Here is a 22,966-nt window from a genome sequence, read left to right on the forward strand (position 1 = left end):
CTGGTGGCGGTATTTATCTCCCKACATCAACTACCTGGTTTATCACCTACAGGTTTCTTTTTATATTACAGCCTAAACTGCTGGTACTATTCACCGTAACAGCTTTCCCTGCCAGTACTTCATGGATGGCATTTTGCAATAAAGTTACTTTCACTTTTTCCGCATTTCCTGGGCTGTCATCAATACCTCCTTTGTAAGCCAGGCGGCTGTTTTTATCAAACAGATAGCATTCCGGCGTGTGGTTCGCATCAAAAGCATTGGCCAATACCGCATTCATATCTACTACGTAATACCAGGCAAAATTTTGTTCGGCGCCATACTTTTGCATTGCTGCCAATGATTCCCTGTCGTGGCGCTCCGCTTCATTGGAATTGACGATCACCACGCCAATATTGTTTTTGCGGGCCAGCTGGCAAACGGTTTGGAGCCTGCTTTCGTTGCGTACCATATAAGGACAGATATTGCTGCCAAAGATTACCAGCAACCCATTACTGCCTTTGGCGGCTGCCAGCGTGATTTTTTTTCCGGAAATATCCGTCAGGCTTACATCTGATTTTGGCAGCAGTGCACCTGGTTCCAACGGCGTTTCTATGTTGGGTTCGAAAGCGCATAATGAAATGGCAATACAGGATAAATAAAAGCTGGCCTTGATCATAACAAATGGTTTTCAGGTCCTGATTAAATATAATAAAATGCGACAGTATCGTTTTGCTTTTCCAGGAGCAAATAATCAAGTAAAATATAATAAAAAAATATAAAATAAAAATATCTTGCAAGTATTGTATGGGTAGGAAATTGCTTAAGATTGATTAGCAGCCAGTTGCTTTTTTTTCTCTTCTTGTCTTGCATCACTGAGTGTTCTGATGCTGGCATTGAGTTCAAATCCTATCAGGAGAATGAGGGAGTTGAGGAAAATCCAGAGCATCAGCACCAGGATAGTTCCGATAGAGCCGTAGATTTTGTTGTAGTTACCAAAATTGTTGACAAACCAGGAGAAACCTACCGTTACCACGATCATGAAAATAGTGGCCACCGTGGCGCCTGCGGTGATGAATTTCCATCTGCGGGTAGTAGCGGCGCCAATGCGGTACAGGAAGCCGTTTACAGCGTAAAACAGCATCACAATCACCACCCAGCGTCCGATATCAATCAGGTTTCTGAGCCAGTTACTTTTAATACCGATATGGTTGAATACCCAGCGAAGAGTAGCCCCCTGGGCAATAATGAGCGTAACGGTGATCAGGAGTAATATCACCAGGATAGCGGTTAATTGCAGCGCAATCAGGCGATTCTGCCACCATTTCCTTTTCCGGAAGCCTGCCCCCTGAATTTTGCTGAAGGAGCGAAGTATGCCCATGACACCATTGGAAGAATAGAAAAATCCCATCAGGAAGGCGATGGAAAGCAATCCATTACGATGTGTATAGAGGAAGTCGTGGATCATTCCTCTGACAATCATATAGGTGTTGTAGTTAGGAGTGAGGTCTTCCGCCAGATCGTATAGCGTGGGTTCTATATTTTTTACTGGGACGTAGGGAACGAGGGTAAACAGGAAGATGAAAAATGGTGGAATGGCCAGCAGGAAGTTGAAAGAGATGGCCCTGGCGCGGTCGCCCAGGCCCCTGTTTTTGGTTTCCTGCCCGAAATGTTTCAGTACATCATACAAGGGTAACCCTTCAAATCCGGGAAGGATAAGGGTTTTGGTCCAGTCTACCAATCGGCGGTAGGGGCGGGAACGAAAGATGATGTTTTCGGGTTTGAAAGCCAATGATTAAGAATTAAAAATTACGAATTACGAATTACKAATTACGGATTTGTGGGGAGATAGTAAACGCGGAGATCAACTTTGCTTCTATCTACCCACAAATCCGTAATTCGTAATTTGTAATTCGTAATTCATATTTTAAAATCCTCTTTTATTCAATTCTGCCTGGTATTTCCTGGCATTTACCAGGTGCTCTGCATAGGTGGCAGCAAAAGCATGATATCCGGAGAAGTCGGATCTGGCACAAAAATAAAGGTAATCTGTTTCCGGAGTATTTAAAACTGCATTCAGTGTTTTTTCAGATGGGGTGCAGATAGGACCGGGAGGGAAACCTTCATAACGGTAAGTGTTATACGGAGAATCGTACAGGGTATGATTTTCCCGTATTCTTTTCAAACCGAAGTCCTGCAAAGCAAATTTCACAGTAGGATCTGCCTGCAGGCGCATGCCTTTGCGGAAGCGGTTGAGGTATACGCTGGCGATGAGTGGTTTTTCATCGTTTTTGTTACTTTCTTCTTCCACAATAGAGGCTAGTATGGTGACCTGGTTTTCGGAGAGGTGTAGTTTATCTGCTTTTTCCTTTCTTTCTGGTGTCCAGAATTCCTCTCTTTCTTTTTCCAGTTTTTTGAAGACGGCTTCCGCACCGGTGTTCCAGTAAAATTCGTAAGTGTTGGGGACTACTACGCACATCACGGTGTTGGTATCCAGGCCAAACTGGCGGAGGTATACGGCATCGCGCATGAGGGAACGGAGTATGCCCGAATCAGCTTCCAGGTTGGTGCATACTTTTCTGACAAAATCATCTTTGGTGCGTAACTTATTGATCACGAGTACTACCGGCGATTGTTTGCCAGAGCGCAGCAGGCGGGCAATATCGAAGTTGCTCATGCCATGGGCTATTTTATAACGGCCGGCTTTAACGCGGGAAGGATAATCCAGTTTTTGAGCTACCCAGCTAAAGCTGCTGCGGTTGCGTATAATACCTTGTTCTTCCAGACCATCCAGCACATTGTTATAGGTACTGTTGGTATGTATGTAGAAGTATTTATTATCGCCAAATGCTTTGGTGTTGGGACCAAATACGCGGTAAGAAGTATATACCAGGGCTCCGGCGGCCAGACAGCCGGCCATCACCAGTATCCGTCTTATCCAGATGGATTTTGTGCTGGATGCTTTGCTTTTTTTAGCCATAGATAGTATTGGTCGTTACGAATGGGCGAATGCCGTTATGTGTAAGGTTTTTCAATTTACTCGTCAGTCGCCATTAAAAAAAACCTCGCTTTTAACGGCGAGGTTTCAAGTATTATTATTCAATAAATCGCTTATTTGCCGGGAGTCGGAGCTGGAGTAGCACCACCACCACTTGGTAACTGAGCTGGAGGAGCTGACGGCGTAATTGGCGCGCCTGCACCTGCTTTTTCTACTGCGCTGGGTGCCAATGTTTGTGTTTTGCTGCTTTTACCAATGAAAAACGGAGCTGTGAGGCACAATACAGCAATCAGTATAGCCAGTATCCAGGTACCTTTTTCCAATACGTCAGTCGTCTGACGCACCCCAATCACCTGATTACCAACACCACCAAGTGCGCCGGAGAGTCCGCCACCTTTAGGGTTCTGGATCAGCACGAAGAAGCCTAACAACACACAGGCTAATATGATCAGGATACCAAAAATTATCAACATAGTAAATTACTGTTTATTTTTTTTGTCTGTTTGTGACTTTAATTCTAATATCTTTTGCGCAAAATAAGCGTTTTTGTCGGGATTAAGCAAACTTAATTTTTGATATATCTTAATCGCGTTGCCATATTGTTGCTGCCGTACCCAGATTTCCGCCAGGGTTTCCGACACGATGTCGTTGTTGAACACAATGGAGTCCATGGCCATTTTCTCTACGGTTTCAGAAACTTCCGGTTCATCTTCTTCTTCATAAATCCGGTGTAACTGCTGGTGGTACCAGTCTTTGCTGGTTTTACCCACAAAGTTATCCTTCATTTGACGCAGCCAGGAGGTAAAGCTCTTCATCTCAGCGGCTCCCTGATCATTCAATTCATCTGCTTCTTCCGGATTTTTCAATCTTTTATAAGCAAAATAGTCGTCTGTAAAGAGTGGCTGGAAAATCAGTTCTGTTTCCTCTGCAGCGGCGGTTAACGGGAAGATTTTAATGGGCAGCGCTGCTTCATCTTGTGTTGGTTCCGCTACAGGAGCCGGCGTTTCCGGCAGTTCCGTGATCACGGCCGCAGCAGGAGCAGTGGCGTTGTCAGCTACATCTTCCGTAACAGCAGCAAAATGAGGTACTTCCTCATCCGCAATGGCTACGGTGGGAATAGGTTCCGTGTGAGTACCTTCCGGCAGGGCATCTTCAGGGATGACCACCGGAATACGGTCTTCTACTACCGGTAAAGCAACGGTAGCGGCTATTTCCTCCACTACATTGGCCAACCCGTCAACAGGTACCACTTCATCATGAATGGTCACTGGGATATGGTTTTCAGCCACAGGAACAGCTGTTTCACCGGCTGTTACTTCGGGTAATGGCGCCATTGCTGCCGGCAACGCATCTTCCGGGATGGTTATCGGAATACGGTCTTCTACTACTGGCAAAGTAGTGGAAGCGGCTATTTCTTCCACAAGGGAAGGGGTATCGTATACTGCTTCGGGAGCAGTGATCGTTTCAACGGGCAATGTATCTTCCGGAGGGGCCGGGGTAACCCGGTTTACCACTTCCTGTAATATCTGTTCTTCTGAAATCACCTGGTACGCGTAATGATGCTGGTTGGTATAAAGCAAGGCCTTTTTCACAGCGGGACTTTGAAGGTCGCCGGTTTTCTGGAACACTTTTCTGGCCAGCAAAAGGCGGGCAGCAGAAAAATACGGGTGATCCGCTACCAATTGTTCCATCACTTCTTCATTTACTAAATGAAGCGAGGGTTGAAGAAACACATGCGCTATAATCCTGTTTGCCGTCATWGGTTGCTAATGTAATAAAAAAAACGACTACACTTTACCAGTTGGCAAAAGCCCTGTTAAAGATATCATCTGTAATACCCGGAATGATATTGTTTTCCAGCAGGTTATTTTCTACGGTGCTGGGCAACTGCGTCGCCGGGAATTCGGCAGAACGGGAGAATGATTGGGTAAATCCTTTTTTATCGCCTACACGTTTAATAAACGTAACATTGACAGTGACGTTCAAACGGGAGGTAGCCGCCTGGTCTACATTCGTTACGGCCGCATTGGAGAACGAGTAACCGGTGATGGTAGATTTAAATTCGTAGTCTGCTCTCGGCTCTGTTTCGTTTACCTGTGTCAAACTGGTTTGCCCGGTAACTTTATCGCGCAGTTTCTGTGTCAGTTTCTGGCTTAAAGTAGGATTATTGATAGGCGCCCTGTTTTCAATAAAACGGATATTCACCGTTTTGGCTTCCTTCTCTATGCTGGCGCCCGAGGTGGAGTATTTCACGCTACAACCGGCTAATACAGTCAGCAGTGCGATGGATATAAATGCTTTGATGCTGGTTATCATTGTTATGCTGCTATTAAATTCGTTTATTCGGCGATGTTATATTCTTTCAATTTACGATAAAGTGTTCTTTCGGAAATGCCCAGATCGAGGGCGGCATCCTTACGCTTGCCTTTATGTTTTTTCAGCGCTTTCACAATGAGCTCTTTCTCTTTGTCGGCAATAGACAAGGTTTCCTCTACTTCTTCGTGATGATCAATTTTATTATCTGTCAGGATAATAGGTTGTGTGTTATTCATGCTGGTGCCAGGAGCGGGCGTCATCTCAGCAGATGATGCGTAACTGTGTATCACGTGGTTATCCACCGCATATTCCGACGGATGCGGCATATTCGGATTCTGGAGAATATCGAAGAACATTTTCTTTACTTCGGTGACATCTTTTTTCATGTCGAAGAAAAGTTTGTAGAGGATATCTCTTTCGCTGCTGAAATCGGCGTTGGGTTGTGGCGCTGCCAGCATAGGCAGGCGGTTTACTTCTGGTTGCTCCGGCAGGAAGCGTTTCAGGTCGTTGGCTGTTACCAGCTTGTCGGACGACAGCACCGAAATTTGTTCCGCAATATTTTTCAGTTCGCGGATATTACCTCTCCATGGATAGTTCACGAGAATATTACGTGCTTCTTCATCCAGTTGAATAGAGGGTGTTTTATATTTTTCGGAGAAGTCTACCGAGAATTTCCTGAATAGCAGGGGAATATCTTCTTTACGGTCGCGCAGAGCGGGAACGCGGATAGGTACGGTATTGAGGCGGTAGTAAAGGTCTTCGCGGAACTTGCCCTGTTGGGTGCGTTCCAGCAAATCGCGGTTGGTAGCGGCTACTACGCGTACATCTGTTTTCTGTACTTTGGAAGAACCTACGCGGATATACTCTCCGGTTTCCAGTACGCGCAACAGGCGGGCTTGTGTACCCATCGGCATTTCACCAATTTCATCGAGGAAAATGGTGCCACCGTTTACCGTTTCGAAGTAACCTTTACGGCTGTCGACCGCACCGGTGAAGGAGCCTTTCTCATGGCCAAACAGCTCTGAGTCGATGGTTCCTTCCGGAATGGCGCCGCAGTTAACGGCTATAAAAGGATTATGTTTACGTGCGCTGAGGGCATGAATGATTTGTGAAAAAACCTCTTTACCAACTCCGCTTTCTCCATTGATTAATACCGTGAGATCAGTATTGGCTACCTGGACAGCCACCTGCAATGCATAGTTGAGAGCCGGGCTACTGCCGATAATGCCAAACCTGTTTTTTATAGCCTGAATGTCCATAAGCGGTTGTTCATGTGTTTGATGGTTAAAAATATCATCTCCGTTACCGGAGTACTGCTATTGTACGGCTTTCCCAATCAATGTACCGGAGGTACAGCTTTCTACCTTTACCAAAACATAATCGCCCTTTTTAAAGTTCTCTTTCGGGAATACGATTACTTTATTCTGATCATTACGGCCAAAAAGGTCATCCTCAGAACGTTTGGAAGTGCCTTCTGCCAGTACCCTGAAGGTTTTGCCGACTTCTTTTTCCATAGTAGCCTGTGAATGGCCACGGTATAATTCTACTACTTCTGCCAGTCTTCTTTTCTTTACGTCTTCTGGTACATCATCTTTATAGCGGCGTTCTGCCAGTGTACCAGGGCGTTCGGAGTAGAAGTACATGTAAGCCAGGTCATATTGCGCAAACTTCATGAGGCTGAGGGTATCCTGATGGTCTTCTTCTGTTTCTGTACAGAAACCGGTGATGATATCAGTTGAGAGGCCACAGTCGGGGATTAGCTCGCGGATGCGGGTTACTTTTTTCATGTACCATTCGCGGGTATACGTGCGGTTCATGAGTTGCAGTATGCGGGAGCTACCGCTTTGTACCGGCAGGTGAATATAGTTACAGATGTTATCGTACTTCAGCATGACGAAGAGTACTTCATCTGTAATATCTTTAGGATGGGAGGTACTGAAACGTACGCGCAGCAATGGATTGATGAGCGCTACTCTTTCCAGCAACATGGCGAAGGTCACTGTTTCCTGTCCATCGTCGCTGTTCCAGTAGTAGGAGTCCACGTTCTGGCCCAGGAGGGTTACTTCGCGGTAGCCGTTGGCAAACAGCTCTTCGGCTTCTCTTACAATGGAATAGGCGTCGCGGCTGCGTTCCCGCCCACGGGTGAAGGGCACCACGCAGAAGGTACACATGTTATTGCAGCCACGCATAATGGATACAAAGGAGGTGACGCCGTTGTTATCCAGTCGCACGGGGCTGATATCGCCATAAGTTTCTTCCCGGCTTAACAGCACATTCACGGACTTCTGACCGGCATCTGCTTCCGCAATCAGCGCGGGCAGGCTGCGGTAGGCATCCGGGCCTACTACCAGGTCTACCAGCTTTTCCTCTTCCAGCAGTTTCCCTTTGATACGTTCGGCCATACAGCCCAACACGCCTACCAGCATGCCGGGTGTTTGTTGTTTTAATTTTTTGAATTCGGTTAAACGTTTACGAACGGTTTGCTCTGCTTTTTCACGGATGGAGCAGGTGTTGAGCAGGATCAGGCTGGCTTCTTCCGTGTTACGGGTAGGGCCATAACCTGCTGCTCCGAGTATAGACGCAACAATTTCACTATCGTTGAAGTTCATCGCACAGCCATAGCTCTCGATGTAGAATTTTTTAGTATATGTTTGGGTGCCTGTCGCTACCGGAGAAAAGGCTTCTCCCTGGCGACTTTCATCATGCACTTTGGTATCCAGATCCAGCATCCTGACAAAAATTTAGGAAGGCAAAAATAGGTAATAAAAACAACAAAATGACAGAATGTCAGCAAGGTGTTGTTGGAGGTAAATTATAATATACTTTTATTTTGGTGAAAAGTATATTATAGTTTACTTTTAAGAGTAACTTGATTGTTCATGAAATGTTCTGAATTAAAGCGCAGGTTAATGAGAGCGGGGTGGCAAATACTGCGGCAAGGCAAGGGGAGTCATCTGATTATGATACATAAAGATAAGCCAGGAATAGAAATTGTTTTTCCTGACCATGGAAGCGCTGAAATGGGTAAGGGGTTGGAGGCAAGAATTTTAAAACAGGCAGGGTTAAATTAACAGGACTTACTAAATCACAACGAGATATGAAGAAACACTTATTTATAGTAGAGAAAACGGCTACTGGCTACTCTGCGTATGCCTCAGATTTTGAGGCAACACCAGTTGGAACTACCGGCAAACACATGAAAGAATTGAAGCAGCATATTTTAGATGCATTGAACGAATACAGGGCCTATAAGCGTTTGAAACCTGCAGCGGAAAAGGATGTAGTGATCCATCTGGATCTGCACCAATTTTTCGAGTATTACAGTGAGATTAATGCAAAGGCTTTTGCAAATCGTATCGGTATGAATTATACATTATTGTCCCAATATATTGCGGGCTCCAAAAAGCCAAGTGAGAAGCAGGTACACAAGATACTAGGTGGTGTAAGAGAGTTGGGAAGAGAGTTAACACAATTGGAAATCGTTTAAAATAAAAGCCCTGTAACAGGATTGTTGTTACAGGGCCATTCTATTGACAATAGATAGATCGGATTACGCTTTCGCCGCCAGTTTTTTGGCTATCCAGCTGTCTTTCAATGGTTGCAGCCAGTGGGTGTCCAATTCCTGCCGGGTCAGTACGGTATTATTCAGGTAAATGGTATTTTCATCGATGTAGCCCTTCTCCAGTGCATAGGCTACCTGAGCCATAGGAAGCAGTTGTACTTTATCTTTTACAATAAAGCCCAGCAGCAGGCGATCAAACATATTTACTTCGTACTGTTTTTCAATGCTTTTGATGATTCGAACCGAACTATCGGTACTGCAACCGCTTACCGTGGTTTGCGATTCATCTGCGATCAATATAATCAACTGGTTCAGAACGACCTGTCCCCAGCCTTTTACTGCGTCTCCGTGCGCATTCCACTGTGCTGTGAACTGTGCCAGCTGTTCGTTGATTTCGCTTATCTCCTGTTCGTTAAATGGTCTGTTGCTCTGGTATATCCACACCCTGGAGGCCGGAGAAAAGTCTGCAGGGAAGATGTTGTTAGTATTCATACTGCAAATTTAAAGAATTAGCAGTTAGCGATGCGTATTTAGCTTTTATACGAGATATTCTTATACGTTGCTAAAAGCTACTGGCTGACTGCTAACCGCTATTATTTCATGCTTTGCGCGATTAATTCCGCGATATCCAGCACTTTTACGTCGTCTTCTTTACCGGCTTCTTTTACGCCATCCGTGAGCATGGTCATACAGAACGGGCAATTGGCGGCAATAACAGTTGCGCCGGTAGCCACGGCTTCATGTCCGCGTTCGGTGTTGATCCGGGTAGTGCCTTTTTCTTCTTCTTTAAACATTTGTGCGCCACCAGCACCACAGCATAAGCCTTTGCTGCGGCAGCGTTTCATTTCTACCAGCTCTGCATCCAGTGTTTCCAGTACTTTTCGGGGCGCTTCATATATGTTATTGGCGCGGCCGAGGTAGCAGGAGTCGTGGTATGTAATTTTTTTGCCTTTAAAAGTGCCGCCTTCCTGCATCTTTATTTTCCCATCGTCAATCAGCGACTGCAGGAAAGTGGTATGGTGGATCACTTCATAGTTGCCGCCCAGCGCCGGGTATTCGTTTTTCAGCGTATTAAAGCAATGTGGGCAGGCGGTGACTATTTTTTTAACCCCATACATATTCAGGAGCTGAATATTATTCTGGGCCATCATTTGGAAAATGAATTCATTGCCTGCTCTTCTTGCAGGATCTCCGGTGCAGCTTTCTTCTTTTCCTAAAATGGCAAATTGAATTCCTACTTTATCGAGGATAGTGGCAAATGCTTTGGTGATTTTTTGGGCGCGCTGATCAAAACTACCTGCACAACCCACCCAGAAAAGGACTTCGGGGGTTTCTCCATTTGCGGCATATTCTGCCATTGTTTTAATATGCATGCTGATTTTTTTAAAGTAATGGTGAAAAATGAGGACGGAGCCGGTTTATTCCGTGGCCCATTTATCTCTGTCGTCCATGCTGAATTTCCATGGCGCCATGTTGTTTTCAATGTTGCTGAACATGCCGGTCCATTCTGCGGGGGCACTGGATTCTTCCATCACCAGGTGACGGCGCAGCTGCAGGATGATGTCCAGTGGGCTGATGCTCACAGGGCATTCCTGTACGCAGGCGTTACAGGTGGTGCAGGCGCGGAGTTCTTCTTCAGAAATATAATCGCGTAACAGGGTTTTGTTATCGTCAGTGAAGGTGCCGTTGGCTTTGATATTACGACCCACTTCTTCCAGGCGGTCGCGTGTATCCATCATGATTTTCCGGGGCGATAGCAGCTTACCAGTGATGTTAGCAGGACAGGCGGCGCTACAACGGCCACATTCTGTGCAGCTATAGGCATCGAGTAGGTTTTTCCAGGTGAGGTCCTGGACATCTTTGGCGCCAAACTTAGGCATGGTATCGGAAGCAGGGGCGTTGGCCGCCAGCTCCGGCTGCAGCATTAACTGTACTTCATGTTGTACGGCAGGCATATTTTCCATTTCGCCCTTCGGCTCCAGACTGGCGTAGTAAGCGTTAGGAAAGGCCAATATGATATGCAGGTGTTTGGAATAGGGAAGGTAGTTGAGGAATGCCAGCACACCGGTGATGTGCAGCCACCAGCAACCACGTTCAATGGCTTCGAGTGTACCATCGGATAAGCCGCTGAACAGCGGGGTAAACATGCTGGAAACCCAGAAGGAACCAGTAGGGATATAATGTGCTACGCCTCTGGCCTGCAGGGTTTGATCTGCTGCGTCCATGGTTAGAAACAGGGCCATTAACACAATTTCTGTGATCAGGATATAGTTGGCATCAGAGCGCGGCCATCCATCCAGATCTTTGCTGATAAAGCGTTTGAGCTTTAAAATATTTCTGCGCACCAGGAAAATGGCGCAGCCGGTAAGTACCAGTACCGCCAGTACTTCAAAAAGACTGATTAACACCGGGTATAAACTACTTAATACGGGAACGAATAAACGATGTGTACCCAATATCCCGTCCAGAATAATTTCCAGTATTTCCAGGTTGATAATCAGGAAGCCGGCATACACAAAAAAGTGGAGGACAGCTACCAGCGGATTACGGAACATTTTTTTCTGTCCGAAAGCCAGCAGGAATAGATTTTTCCATCGAAGATCCGGGTGATCGCTCAGGTCCTTATCTCTCCCCAGCAATATGTTTTTCCTTATCTGTCCTGCTTTCCGGGCAAAAAGATATACTGCTGCCCCGAAGAGGATTACAAATAATAATTCTTGTACAATTCGCATTATCTCAGATTTGACTCCCTAATTTAGGGGATTTTTAGCTATTAGCTGTTAGCATCAAGCTTTTAGTATATTGTATTTTTTATCGATGGCTGATTTTTGATAGTTAAAAGCTAATAGTGAATTACTTATTTTTGCAACTATGGAAAACAGGAATATCATTCTAACGCAGGATATCATTCAAAAGAAAATTGAACGTATCGCTTACGAAATTTATGAATTGAACAGCGATGGTACAGATATCATCCTGGCTGGCATCTGGGACCGCGGCGTGATCGTTGCCCATAAAATTGCTGCGATACTGGAGCAGATATCTCCCCTGAAAACCCATATTATAGAACTGCGCCTGGATAAGCAAAATCCGGGAGAAGTAGTAGTATCCGAAGACATTGATTTTAATGATAAAGTAGTAGTGGTGGTAGATGATGTGGCTAATTCCGGCCGTACCATGTTGTATGCATTGAAGCCATTACTGAAATTCTTACCTAAAAAAATCCAGACCGCTGTGCTGGTAGACCGTAAACACAAATCTTTTCCGCTGTCGGTCGACTTTGTAGGCTATTCCCTCGCCACTACCCTGCAGGACATGGTATTGGTGGAAATGAACGGGGAGGAAATTGTTTCCGCCTATTTTGAATAAGCTGCTTTAAAAATAGATCGCATGCAGTTTCGCATGTCCCTGTGAGTTAATCTCTAACGTTGGCGCGGGGAATTTGACCATGTTTAATACCTGGAACAATACCTTCATGCCCTTTTTGCGGGTGGGGATTTTCGTAAAATCCACATCAGGAGAAAGGTAGAACTGCCGTATGCGTGCAAGGTGGCTATAGTTATAGTAATGACCATTGTTATCCGTCCAGGTATTATCCCGGCCACCAATCATGCCCTGGGCGCCATATCCTACGGCTATATTCAGCCACTTGGGCAGGCAACTGTTTTTATTAAAAGAATATAGGTTGACAGATAACCAATAAGTTTGGGCGTTATAGTTTTTCAGTGTTCTTTCCCAGTAGGATTGACCGAAAAGCTGATCTGCTTTCTCTCTTAATACCGGATCATCATAACGCTGTGGGTGTGAGGAGAATTTCAGCTGAATACGTTGTTCATCCCAGGCCAGTTCCTGGCTGATCAGCAGGGCTGAGCCAATGGCATTGGCGCCCATGTCGCCACAGGAAAATCCCCATTCGGAAGAATAGCCATCCAATACTTCAATCACCGACTGAAAGGCAAAGCCACTCAGGCCGCCTATCCAGATTTGTTTTTTCCGCGGGAGCCCCGACCAGCGCCACATTTCGCGGCTATATTTTCCAATGAAATAAGCACTGAAAATGTGTCCGGCTTTATCCATCTGGTTCCATTCTGCCATATCATTAAAAAAATGGAAGCTGGATCTGGGATAGCCTTTATACCAGGCGATGTTGAGTGCAGCCAGGCTGGCGCCATATACGGCAACAGTAGCGCCGCTAAGCAGCCATACGTGGGACTTCACCGCAGTATCCGGAATGGCAAAGAAAGGCACTTTTTTTTGTGCCCTGCTGCATAGGAATGACAGCGCCAGGATCAGGATCAACAGTGGTTTTTTCATAAAAATTACGAATTACGAATTACGAATTACGGACTACGGATATGCTTAGGTCTACCCACAAATCCGTAATTCGTAATTCGTAATTTGTAATTCTTATTTCAGGTGCATGTCCTGGATAATGCCATTTATTTTCTGATCCAGTTCAGCGGTTACTTTATCATAGTCTGCCGCACTGTTCAGTGGTGCATTTACGCTGAAGTAGAATTTAATCTTAGGTTCGGTACCGGAAGGGCGGGCGGATATTTTGCTGCCATCTGCCAGTACAAACTGTAATACGTTGGATTTAGGCAAGTCCAGTGCTTTGATATCACCGGTTTTGATATCCCTGATTTGCTGTAATTGATAGTCGTAGAGTGTTACTACCGGAGAGCCGTTGATGGTTACCGGTGGATTTTCGCGGTATCCACGCATCATTTCAGCAATTTCTTCGGCGCCTCTCATTCCTTTTTTAGTAATGGAGATCAGGCTTTCTTTGTAGTAACCGTAGCGCACGTAGATGTCGATCAGCTCTTCAAACAAGGTTTTGCCATGGCTGCGTGCAACAGCGGCCATTTCGCAAATCATTGCTACAGAGGAGATCGCGTCTTTATCACGGATATTGTTACCAATCATATAGCCATATGATTCTTCACCGCCACAGATAAAGTTTTCCTGTGGTTCTTTACGACGGATCAGATCAGCGATCCATTTAAAGCCGGTGAGTACGTTATAGCAGGTGATATTATTTTTAGCGGCAAATACATCGATCAGGTCGGAGGTCACCACGGTTTTAGCGATATAATCGTTGGGTTTAGCCAGGCCTTTGCGTTTGCGGGCTTCTACGATGTAGTTGAACAGCAGTACACCGGTTTGGTTACCGTTGAGCAGTATCCATTCTCCTTTCAGGTCTTTCACGGCGATGCCTACACGATCCGCGTCTGGGTCGGTACCCAGCAGGATGTCGGCATCCAGTTCTTTCGCCTTTTTCAGGCCGAGGCTCATGGCTTCGGATTCTTCCGGGTTAGGATATACGACCGTTGGGAAGTTACCATCCGGAGTGGCTTGTTCCAGAACGATGTTGACATTGGTAAAGCCATATTGTTGCAGTACGGCAGGTACCTGGGTAATGCCGGTGCCGTGAATAGGCGTATATACTATTTTAAGATCGTGCTGTTCTTTGATGATATCCGGGTTGATGGACAGGCTCACCAGTTCTTGCTGGTAGGCTGCATCCACCTCTTTACCGATGATGGTAATATTGGCTTCGCCGCCGGTCCATTTCACGTCGTCCGGGGAAGCGATGTTTTCCACTTCACGGATTACGTTGCTGTCGTGCGGCGGCACCAGTTGTGCACCATCATTCCAGTAGGCTTTGTAGCCGTTGTATTCCTTTGGATTGTGGGAGGCGGTTAATACCACGCCGCCATGGCATTGCAGGTGGCGGATGGTGAAAGACAGTTCTGGCGTAGGCCGCAGGCTTTCGAACAGAAATACTTTGATATCGTTGGCAGCAAACACGTTAGCAACGGTTTCTGCGAAAAAGCGGGCATTATTGCGGCTGTCGTGTGCGATGGCTATCTTAATTTCACCGGTAAAGGTTTTTTTAAGGTAGTTGGCAAAGCCCTGGGTAGCCATCCCAAGGGTATATTTATTCATACGGTTGGTACCTACACCCATGATACCGCGCAGGCCACCGGTACCGAATTCGAGGTTCCGATAAAAGGCGTCATTTAGTTCATCGGGGTTACCTTCCTGCATTTTCTTCAGTGTGGCAACGGTTTCAGCGTCGTAATTTCCGTTGAGCCATTGCGACACTTTGTTTTGAATATTGATATCCATGGTTCTTATTTTGTAAGCCGTAAGTGCTAAAATGGATTGTAAAGTAAAAATAAAAAAACGAATGTGTGAAATTACAGATTCCAAAATACATTGAAAATCGTCCCGTAATGGTTAATTTTGCGGCCATGAGGCGGTATGAAGATACTTATAAACAAAAAGGATTACGCAAACAGTTAGTTGATAGTATCCGTCAGAAAGGTATTACAGATGAAAACGTACTGGCGGCTATCGGCAATATTCCCAGACATTTTTTCCTTGATACGGCTTTTGAAAGTATAGCCTATGACGACAGGGCTTTCCCAATCGGGGAGGGACAAACTATTTCGCAGCCATATACGGTAGCCTACCAGACCCAGTTGCTGGAAGTGAAACCCTATGAGAAAGTGCTGGAAATCGGTACCGGTAGCGCCTACCAGGCCTGCGTACTGGCAGAACTGAAAGCCAATGTTTTTAGCATAGAGCGGCAACGGCGGCTGTTTGACCAGGTAAAGTTATTCCCTTTTAAGTCGCAGTATCCCAATCTCCGGCTGTTTTATGGAGACGGCTATGAAGGGCTGTCTACCTATGCCCCCTTCGATAAAGTACTGGTGACTGCAGCCGCACCACATATTCCGGAAAAGCTGCTGCAACAGATGAAGATAGGTGGTAAAATGGTGATCCCCGTAGGCGGACAGGAAGTTCAGCGGATGCTGCGGATTACTAAAATCAGCGATACAGAAAACGAACAGGAGCTGTTCGATAACTTTTCTTTTGTGCCCATGCTGGCGGGAAAGAAGTAGCGCAGGTTTGTTTTGGATGATGTAATAAGATATAAAAGATTAGGGGAGATAGCCATCAGCGGCTATCTCCCCTAATCTTTTATCATCAAAACAAAATTCACTATAATCTTCCTGTTCCTTCCTTCGGCTTTTCTTTCTCCTCATCTTTCTTCTCTTCTTCCTCAGGTTGTGGTTTCTTTTTCTTGAACAGGTTAGGGTCCATTTTGCCAAACCGGTAGCGCACATTCAGCCGGATGAAGCGGGTGGCTCTTTTGCGGTCATAATCCTGTATGAACGTAGCTGTTTCGTAATGTGAGTTGAATTGCTGTGTATTCAGGATATCTGAGATATTCAGGGCTACTACGAGTGCCTTTGTTTTCAGGAACTCTTTGCGAATGCCGAGGTCCATGCCATTCATGGCTTTAAACGTACCCTGGGGCTGTATCCTGGGAGAGCGGAAGTGGCCACCCAGCTCAATACTCACCCTGCCGGGTAAACGAAATTGGGTATTACCGTTTAGCCCGTAACTGAAGTTTTCGTTATTGACAGTAATGCTGGTGAGCTTATTATATTCCAGGTTCAGGTTGGCCCATACCTTCCACCATTTGCTGATATTTAAGCTATAGGATACGTTGCCACCAATATTTTGCTGCGTAGCCAGGTTCATGGGTTTGGTGGTGGTAACGCCGGAAATGGTGTCCAGGGTGCTGATGCGGTCAATGTTATCATTGGTTTGCGCATAGTAGGTGCTGGTACTCAGGTAATTATTGGTTTTGGGATAATACACGGAGTAGCTCATTTCAAACTTATGCGACAAAGCCGGCTGCAGTTCGGGGTTACCGGTCMGGATGTTTTGCGGATCAGAGTTATTGATATAAGGCAGTAACTGGTCGAAATTAGGCCGGTCAATGCGGGTAGAGTAGTTGAATACCAGGCTCTGGTTCTGATTTTTGGGTAGGTTATACTTCAGAAACACGCTGGGAAACAGGTTGAAGAACTTATTATTTACGGTGGTATCTCTGGTCACAGAGTAGCCCTTCAGGAACGATTGTTCCGCCCGTACCCCCACCTGGTAGCCCAAATTACCGATGGCATTGGCGAAGTTGAGATAGCCTCCAAAAATATCTTCTTCATAATTATACTGGTTAGATAAACCGGAACTTACCAGGTAATCTTTTACGGACCAGTCGTACAAAGACGCGATGTAGTTATTATCGATATGCCGCATAGTGGCTTTTACGCCCGCTTCCAGCTTACCTTTTTTTCCTATGGGGGAGGTATAATCCGATTGTATATTCCAGAACCGGTTGCCGTTATTGCTGTTATTTCGTTGTTTGTCGGCGTTGGGCAGGGTGTCTACGCCCTGGTAGTGATACTGGGTATTATACCCACTGTTGCCATCGCTTTTGTTACCGCTGTAACTGATGTAGGCGGTTAATTCCTGGTTTTCTTTGGCAAACGTGTGTTTGTAGTTCAGGTTCGTATTATTGTTACTGCTGTGGTTATCGCTGTTGTTATTGCGGTTACCGTAGCGCAGGGTTTCTCTTTTTTCATCCATGTAATTGAGGTAGATGTTGTCCTCATTATTGCTTCTGCTGCGGTTAATACCTTGGGAGATGGTGAAGGTATTATGATCATCCAGGAAATAGTCAAATCCAAAGCGGCCGCCATTGTTGCTGTTGGTGTTCTCGTTTTTACTGGATTGGGTGAAGAAAGAAGTATGGCTGCTGTCGGCCACGAGGTTCTGTCGGGAGCTGAGTCCGCTGCCATTAACGTTTTCGTAGCGACCATTATAATTACCGAAGAAGTTGAAGCGTTTCATCCGGAGGCTGGCATTCACGCTACCATTGGCTTCACCGCGGGTGGCGCCGCCGGCGTTGAACATCACGTTATACCCGATGGCCTTATCCTTTTTCAGCACGATGTTGATAATACCACCGCTGCCGTTCGCCTCAAATTTGGCCGAAGGGTTATTGATCACTTCCACGCGGTCAATGCTTTCTGCGGGAATCATTTGCAGGGCTGTCTTTGCATCACCGAAAGGAGATGGTTTCCCATCTACGTAGATGGTCACGCTTTTTCCTCTGAGGGTAATGTTATCATCAATGTCTACATCTACACTGGGAATATTTTTTAGTATATCCGTTCCCGTGCCTCCTTCTGCATTGATCATGTTGCCGGCATCAAATACCTGGCGATCTATCTGCATGGAGAAGGCGGGCTTCTCTGCTTTGATTTCCACAGCATTCAACACCTTCCCGGCGGATTGCAGGCGCAGGGTGCCGGCGAGCGTATTTTTGCCTTCCGTTACGCGAACCGCTTTTTCCAGTTTTTCGTATCCCATAAAGGTGATGCGTAAAATGTAGATGCCGGGTGCAATATTATTGAGCGTGAAGGTACCGGCAGGAGTGGTGTAAGCACCTGTTACCATGCTGGAGTCGGCCTGTTTAAGTAATACAACAGAAGCGTATTCGATGGGTTTGGCGGTGACAATATCCGCTACTTTTCCGGTAACTTTCAATGGCGCCGGAGCCGTCGTTTGTGCGTTGACGTTATAAGACATAACAATCAGCACGAACATGAGGAATAGAAAATTTCGCATGCGTGGATTTAGCAACTTTACAAGTGATACAACAACACCATAAAAGTAACAGGCGAAAGTGTAAACATTAACGAAATATGATGAGTGGTAGCTAAAAAAACATGGCCGGCAGCCTCGCTGTAGCGGGGCTTACCGGCCTGTGGTTTGCATTCACCATCTTCTATCTTTTAGAAGCTCTGCATAGGGTCACCCATCTGCGAGTCGCTTCCCTGATCTTTCTTTTTCTTTTTAAACAGCGAGGCATCAAATTTACCGAAGCGGTAGCTGAAGTTCAGTTTCAGTATACGTGATTCACGTTTGCGGATATAGTCCTGTGCAAACTCCGGCGATACCTGGTTCAGCTCGTACTGGCGGGTATTGAAGATATCGGACAAACTCAGCGTTACGGAAGCGGCTTTGTTTTTCAGGAAATCTTTTTTCACGGCCACATCTACGGTGCTGAAGCCTTTGATGGTACCTTGTGCGGAAGACGGAATCTGGTTGAATCCACCACCGCCGCCGCCACGGCCACCACCGCCGGAAGAAGGCAGTGCAATGGTAGGCGCCTGGTACGTAGCATTTACCTGGAAGGTGAAATTAGCCGGCAGTTTGGTTTCAGAGTTTATTTTGGCAAACCAGCTGAAACCGTTGTTATCAAAGTTATGTCCATTGGTATTTACCTTCATATCTGTTTGATACAGGTTCACATTGCTGGTAACATCCCATCCTTTAAGGATCTGATTTTTCATGGTTAATTCCGCACCATAAGAGTTACTCCGGTTGGCATTGATATACTGCGTCAGCAGGGTATCGGCGCCGATAGGGGTACTGATGGTAGAAATCATATTGTTAGTATTCCTGAAATAAATGCTACCGAGGAAATTGCTGTTTCCCCAGTTTTTTACATAAGAAAACTCAAAGCTGTTCGTATACTCCGGTTTCAGATTGGGATTACCTTCGCGCTGATTTTGCGGATCGCTGTAATCGCGGTATGGAATCAGCTGAAAGAAGGTCGGCCTGTTTACGCGGCGGGAGTAGTTGAGCTGCAGTTCCTGGTCGTGTTTTAATTTTTCGGAGAGGAACAGGCTGGGATACAAACCGGGTACAGCTTTGGTAGGTTTGTATTTGGTGCCTTCATTTTCTCCGGCATATACATACTGCTCTACGCGTAATCCTGCCTGGTAGCCGAAGTTACCGATGGTATTGGCAAAGTTGGCGTAGCCGGCATATATTTCTTCGTTGTATTTGTAGTTATTGGACAGTAGCGAATTGGGTACAAACAGACCGGTAATAGTGTCTTTATCATACACATTATAAGCGCTGGTATATTGGCGTACGGTGGCTTTGGCGCCGACTTCCAGTTTACCATTTTTTCCAATGGGATTGGTATAATCCGTTTGGAAGGTCATGAAAGTAGTTTTACCATCACTGGTATTATTTTGCAGCATGGCTTGTCCGAGTGGCATGCCCATTGGATTTTGGGCTTGTGTCAGGTAGTCGCCGTTGCGGCTGTTGGAACTTTTATTATAGTTGATATCTGCCGTCCATTCTTTGTTGGGTTGGGCAAAAGTATGCTTGAAACTCAGGGTGGTGGTGTAGTTCCGGAAGCTGAATTTGTTATTGTTTAAACGATCGCTGATACCGGTGATGGTATGTGTTTTATCGGAGAAGGTGCTCAGCAGGTCTTCTGTATTTTTGAAATCACCGGCCACGATATTTTGTGCCACGGAAATGGTGTTCCGGTTGTCGAGCATATAGTCAACCCCGAATCGTCCGAACTGGAACATGGGTTTGCTGGTGCTGTTGCTGTTCTGGAAGAGGTAGTTGGTATCTGCTGCTGCGCCGCTACGGTAGTTACTACGACTGGTAGTACCATCGGCCCAGTTGCGGTTGGCGTTGATGTTATAGTTGGCAAACACATTGAATTTGCCCTGACGGATATTGATATTGCCGCCACCATTATATTTGTTGCCGGTACCTATTCCCGCGTTAATAGCGCCGTTGAAGCCTGCTTTGCGGTTTTTCTTCAGCACAATATTCAGGATACCCGACATCCCTTCTGCATCATATTTGGCAGAAGGATTGGTGACCAATTCTACGCTTTCGATAGCATCTGCAGGGATTTGATCCAGGGTGAGGGTAGACGGTTTTCCATCTACAAAAATAGTAGGTGCGGCATTCCTGACGGTTACGTTACCATCCAGGTCTATATTTACGGAAGGAACGTTTTTCAGTACATCCTGTGCAGTACCGCCCACGCTGGTGAGGTTACGGTCTACGTTAAACACTTTTTTATCGATGCCCATGGTAAACGCGCTTTTTTGCCCGGTTACCTCTACGCTCTGCAGTGTTTTTACGTTTTGCGCTAGTTTTATATTTCCGAGATCCTGTTCTGTTGTTTGTGCGGTGATCACTACTTTTTTCTGCAGATTCGTATATCCCATGAAGTTAACGCGCAGTATCATGGGGCCGAAGGGCAGATTTTCGAGACTGAAATCGCCGTTGGGCTTGGTGAGCATGCCGGTGATCAGTGAGGAATCCCGTTGTTTGAGTAATGTAACGGAAGCATATTCGATGGGCTTTCCGGTTTTAGCATCTACCAGTTTGCCGTATAAGTGGCCAATTTGTGGCATGTTGGGTCGTCCTGTTTGTCCTGGTCCCTGCTGTGTACCTGCTGTTTTAGGCGCCTGTGCAAAAGCGCCTGTTTGCCACAACAGTATAGCAGTAAGAACTACGTAGCATTTTTTCATCCTTATCGTTTTTTATCCGGACTTTCTTCTCAGATAAGGACAAATGTATCGGGGTGCTGGTATGAATGGTTTGAGATTGTGATGAGCGGAGCGATTGCCCGCAGGAAATTGCAAAAATGGCCGCTAAGAGGTCTTAACAGTAGTTAACAGACCCGGCGATTTAACAGTAGTTAACAGAGTTATTTTAAATGGGTTATAACAGGGAGAGGCCTACGCAGATTAAGCCGGTAATCAATCCGCTGATGGCGCCCAGGAGTTTGAAGCTTTGCAGTTCATTTTTCAACAGGTTGTTGGCGGTCGCTTCGAGCTGTTGCGCAGAGATACCCGCAATTTTCCGGGAAACAATTTTCTCCAGGTCTAGTTCCTGCTGTACGTTATCGAGGTATTGACCAATCATTAAAGGGAACAGGGTATCCAGTTCCGCTACCAGGTGGGTTTTGATCTGGTTCACGATACTATCGCCGATAAACATGGAGAGTACAGGCATTGCTTTGGGTAACTTCTCCCGTAAAAAAGTATCCAGGTGCGCTTCTACCAGTGGAATAATTTTTTTGATCTTTTCCGGATCAGTGAGTTTGGTTTTGATGGCATCAAAAGAAAACAATTGCTTACCTACCATGGCGCCGATACTGGCAGCTAGTTGAGCTTGTCTTTTAGGGAAGACACGACGGAAAAACAGGGTGAGCGCAAGACTATTGAGGAGCCAGCCAATGATTGCAGCGAGGAGGGGAAGGAGAAAGATCATTATGAGAAATTGATTTTCACAAATGTAGAAAATTGAAGAGTAATAAAAGAAGGTTTTATACTGTGTTAGTTTGTTTCTGCTTGTTTGTATATGTCAGGAAGGCCGTAAATGAACCAGGTCGGCAGTTCAGAGATAGGAGAATGTAAAGTGATAATGTTATCTTTCTTGGTTGCAAGGTGAATAGTTACTCTTTCAGTAGTGTCAAGTATTACAAGTTCATCTATGAGATTGAAATGCTGATTCAGTTTATATAAATTACCAAGGTAGTTTTTTTCGATTTCATACGGAGGTACATTGTGGCCACCATTGAATGCACGCTGTTGAACTCTATCTAAGGAAACTTCGATGGAGGCAAGTCCCATGAAGAGCATATGTATTTTATACTTTTCTCCTTTGAAGGTCCGAATAAGATTCCAGCTACTTTCTTCTTTAAAATGGCCTTCATAAACGAAGTCATCTCTATTTGATAATGCAGACTTGTATTGAGTTTCAAAAGCCATATCTACAAATTCATCTGCCATGCGGCCGGCTTCTTTGTAAGATCCATTGGCCAACTTGCGGAACTCAAGTTGTTTTAGCAACTTTAATTTATCTCCATCAAATGGAGGATGAGCCTTCATAATCGCTTCCGGAAACATTTGGGGACCTGCAGATGATTTCCCTGCTCCATTAGATCCAGCAATAATATAGAGGGTGGGCACTTGTTAAATGAATTGAGCAGAGAGTCCAGCTCTGATTACATCAGCCTGGCTTTGGGTTAATTCTTTTTCAACAATAAAGTCCTGGTCTTTACGTGAAGCGGTAACAATTTTTATTTTGCCATCAGGATATTCCATATAATATTGACCGCTTGGAAGATGTTTATCAAACATCATAAATGTTTTACCGTTCTTCAGAGATTCCTCCCGAACCTTCATCACAGCAATTTGTGCCCTTTTTTCTATTTCAGTTAACGGTCTCATTTAGATGGTTTAATTTTCAGAATACTAATTTAAAGAAAGTGGAGAAATATATCTAATAAACGATTCCTCAAAACAAAAAAGGCTTCTTTTTACAGAAGCCTTTTTTACCTTTTGGGTGATTGAAGGGTTTCGAACCCTCGACCCTCAGAACCACAATCTGATGCTCTAACCAACTGAGCTACAACC

Annotated in this window: 22 protein-coding genes and 1 tRNA gene; 4 read left to right on the plus strand and 19 right to left on the minus strand. The window is 45.5% G+C overall.

From position 1 onward, the window contains the following. Window positions 1–46: 46 nt before the first annotated feature. The 8 genes from AC1DFM_RS19710 to miaB form a co-directional block, all read right to left on the minus strand. Window positions 47–655: a redoxin domain-containing protein gene (locus AC1DFM_RS19710; protein WP_477078462.1), complete on the minus strand. Its 609-nt coding sequence runs from the start codon at window positions 653–655 to the stop codon at window positions 47–49. Between the two features lie 144 nt (window positions 656–799). Next, window positions 800–1,768, minus strand: a complete 969-nt coding sequence (locus AC1DFM_RS19715; protein ID WP_477078463.1) for a YihY/virulence factor BrkB family protein — start codon at window positions 1,766–1,768, stop codon at window positions 800–802. A 135-nt stretch (window positions 1,769–1,903) separates the two neighbouring features. After that, window positions 1,904–2,956 (minus strand): endolytic transglycosylase MltG, encoded by a 1,053-nt coding sequence (mltG, locus tag AC1DFM_RS19720; protein ID WP_477078464.1) that lies wholly within the window; start codon window positions 2,954–2,956, stop codon window positions 1,904–1,906. Between the two features lie 131 nt (window positions 2,957–3,087). Next, window positions 3,088–3,447 (minus strand): preprotein translocase subunit SecG, encoded by a 360-nt coding sequence (secG, locus tag AC1DFM_RS19725; protein WP_477078465.1) that lies wholly within the window; start codon window positions 3,445–3,447, stop codon window positions 3,088–3,090. Window positions 3,448–3,453: 6 nt separating this feature from the next. Further along, window positions 3,454–4,665, minus strand: a complete 1,212-nt coding sequence (locus tag AC1DFM_RS19730; RefSeq protein ID WP_477078466.1) for a hypothetical protein — start codon at window positions 4,663–4,665, stop codon at window positions 3,454–3,456. Between the two features lie 103 nt (window positions 4,666–4,768). Then, window positions 4,769–5,290, minus strand: coding sequence for an LPS assembly lipoprotein LptE (gene lptE / locus AC1DFM_RS19735; RefSeq protein WP_477078467.1), 522 nt, complete (start codon window positions 5,288–5,290; stop codon window positions 4,769–4,771). A 23-nt stretch (window positions 5,291–5,313) separates the two neighbouring features. Continuing rightward, the gene (locus AC1DFM_RS19740; protein WP_477078468.1) at window positions 5,314–6,549 is read right to left on the minus strand and encodes a sigma-54 interaction domain-containing protein; all 1,236 of its coding nucleotides are present in this window, start codon (window positions 6,547–6,549) and stop codon (window positions 5,314–5,316) included. Window positions 6,550–6,606: 57 nt separating this feature from the next. Next, window positions 6,607–8,019: a tRNA (N6-isopentenyl adenosine(37)-C2)-methylthiotransferase MiaB gene (gene miaB / locus AC1DFM_RS19745; protein WP_477078469.1), complete on the minus strand. Its 1,413-nt coding sequence runs from the start codon at window positions 8,017–8,019 to the stop codon at window positions 6,607–6,609. 150 nt (window positions 8,020–8,169) lie between these two features. On the opposite strand from miaB, the gene AC1DFM_RS19750 reads away from it, so the two are divergent. Beyond that, window positions 8,170–8,361 carry a type II toxin-antitoxin system HicA family toxin gene (locus tag AC1DFM_RS19750; RefSeq protein WP_477078470.1) on the plus strand — a complete coding sequence of 64 codons (192 nt, stop codon included), beginning with the start codon at window positions 8,170–8,172 and terminating at the stop codon, window positions 8,359–8,361. Window positions 8,362–8,387: 26 nt separating this feature from the next. Continuing rightward, window positions 8,388–8,777, plus strand: coding sequence for a hypothetical protein (locus AC1DFM_RS19755; protein WP_477078471.1), 390 nt, complete (start codon window positions 8,388–8,390; stop codon window positions 8,775–8,777). Window positions 8,778–8,840: 63 nt separating this feature from the next. On the opposite strand, the gene AC1DFM_RS19760 is transcribed toward AC1DFM_RS19755, so the two are convergent. From AC1DFM_RS19760 to AC1DFM_RS19770, 3 genes are all read right to left on the minus strand, one after another. Further along, entirely contained in the window at window positions 8,841–9,344 is a 504-nt protein-coding gene (locus tag AC1DFM_RS19760; RefSeq protein WP_477078472.1) for a hypothetical protein, read from the minus strand. A gap of 101 nt (window positions 9,345–9,445) precedes the next feature. After that, a complete protein-coding gene (locus AC1DFM_RS19765; protein WP_477078473.1) occupies window positions 9,446–10,225 on the minus strand; it encodes a (Fe-S)-binding protein in 780 nt (259 codons plus the stop codon). A gap of 45 nt (window positions 10,226–10,270) precedes the next feature. Further along, window positions 10,271–11,584: a 4Fe-4S dicluster domain-containing protein gene (locus tag AC1DFM_RS19770; RefSeq protein ID WP_477078474.1), complete on the minus strand. Its 1,314-nt coding sequence runs from the start codon at window positions 11,582–11,584 to the stop codon at window positions 10,271–10,273. Window positions 11,585–11,723: 139 nt separating this feature from the next. On the opposite strand from AC1DFM_RS19770, the gene AC1DFM_RS19775 reads away from it, so the two are divergent. After that, on the plus strand, window positions 11,724–12,221 hold the full coding sequence (locus AC1DFM_RS19775; RefSeq protein WP_291925939.1) for a phosphoribosyltransferase family protein: 498 nt from the start codon (window positions 11,724–11,726) through the stop codon (window positions 12,219–12,221). A 6-nt stretch (window positions 12,222–12,227) separates the two neighbouring features. On the opposite strand, the gene AC1DFM_RS19780 is transcribed toward AC1DFM_RS19775, so the two are convergent. After that, window positions 12,228–13,166 (minus strand): DUF2279 domain-containing protein, encoded by a 939-nt coding sequence (locus tag AC1DFM_RS19780; protein ID WP_477078475.1) that lies wholly within the window; start codon window positions 13,164–13,166, stop codon window positions 12,228–12,230. Window positions 13,167–13,259: 93 nt separating this feature from the next. Next, a complete protein-coding gene (locus AC1DFM_RS19785; protein WP_477078476.1) occupies window positions 13,260–14,984 on the minus strand; it encodes a phospho-sugar mutase in 1,725 nt (574 codons plus the stop codon). Window positions 14,985–15,049: 65 nt separating this feature from the next. Here AC1DFM_RS19785 and AC1DFM_RS19790 point away from each other — a divergent pair, with 65 nt between their 5' ends. Then, a complete protein-coding gene (locus AC1DFM_RS19790) occupies window positions 15,050–15,763 on the plus strand; it encodes a protein-L-isoaspartate(D-aspartate) O-methyltransferase (RefSeq protein WP_477078477.1) in 714 nt (237 codons plus the stop codon). 100 nt (window positions 15,764–15,863) lie between these two features. Here the strand turns inward: AC1DFM_RS19790 and AC1DFM_RS19795 are convergent, their stop codons facing one another. From AC1DFM_RS19795 to AC1DFM_RS19820, 6 genes are all read right to left on the minus strand, one after another. Further along, window positions 15,864–18,344 (minus strand): TonB-dependent receptor, encoded by a 2,481-nt coding sequence (locus tag AC1DFM_RS19795; protein WP_477078478.1) that lies wholly within the window; start codon window positions 18,342–18,344, stop codon window positions 15,864–15,866. Between the two features lie 167 nt (window positions 18,345–18,511). After that, entirely contained in the window at window positions 18,512–21,073 is a 2,562-nt protein-coding gene (locus tag AC1DFM_RS19800) for a TonB-dependent receptor (protein WP_477078479.1), read from the minus strand. Window positions 21,074–21,266: 193 nt separating this feature from the next. Then, window positions 21,267–21,818, minus strand: coding sequence for a DUF445 domain-containing protein (locus AC1DFM_RS19805; protein WP_477078480.1), 552 nt, complete (start codon window positions 21,816–21,818; stop codon window positions 21,267–21,269). 65 nt (window positions 21,819–21,883) lie between these two features. After that, the gene (locus tag AC1DFM_RS19810; protein WP_477078481.1) at window positions 21,884–22,519 is read right to left on the minus strand and encodes an ATPase; all 636 of its coding nucleotides are present in this window, start codon (window positions 22,517–22,519) and stop codon (window positions 21,884–21,886) included. A 3-nt stretch (window positions 22,520–22,522) separates the two neighbouring features. Further along, complete coding sequence (locus AC1DFM_RS19815; protein ID WP_477078482.1) at window positions 22,523–22,780, minus strand: hypothetical protein; 258 nt, start codon at window positions 22,778–22,780, stop codon at window positions 22,523–22,525. Window positions 22,781–22,893: 113 nt separating this feature from the next. Beyond that, a tRNA-His gene (locus tag AC1DFM_RS19820) sits at window positions 22,894–22,966 on the minus strand.

The sequence above is a fragment of the Chitinophaga sp. 05T412 genome (assembly GCF_056396465.1).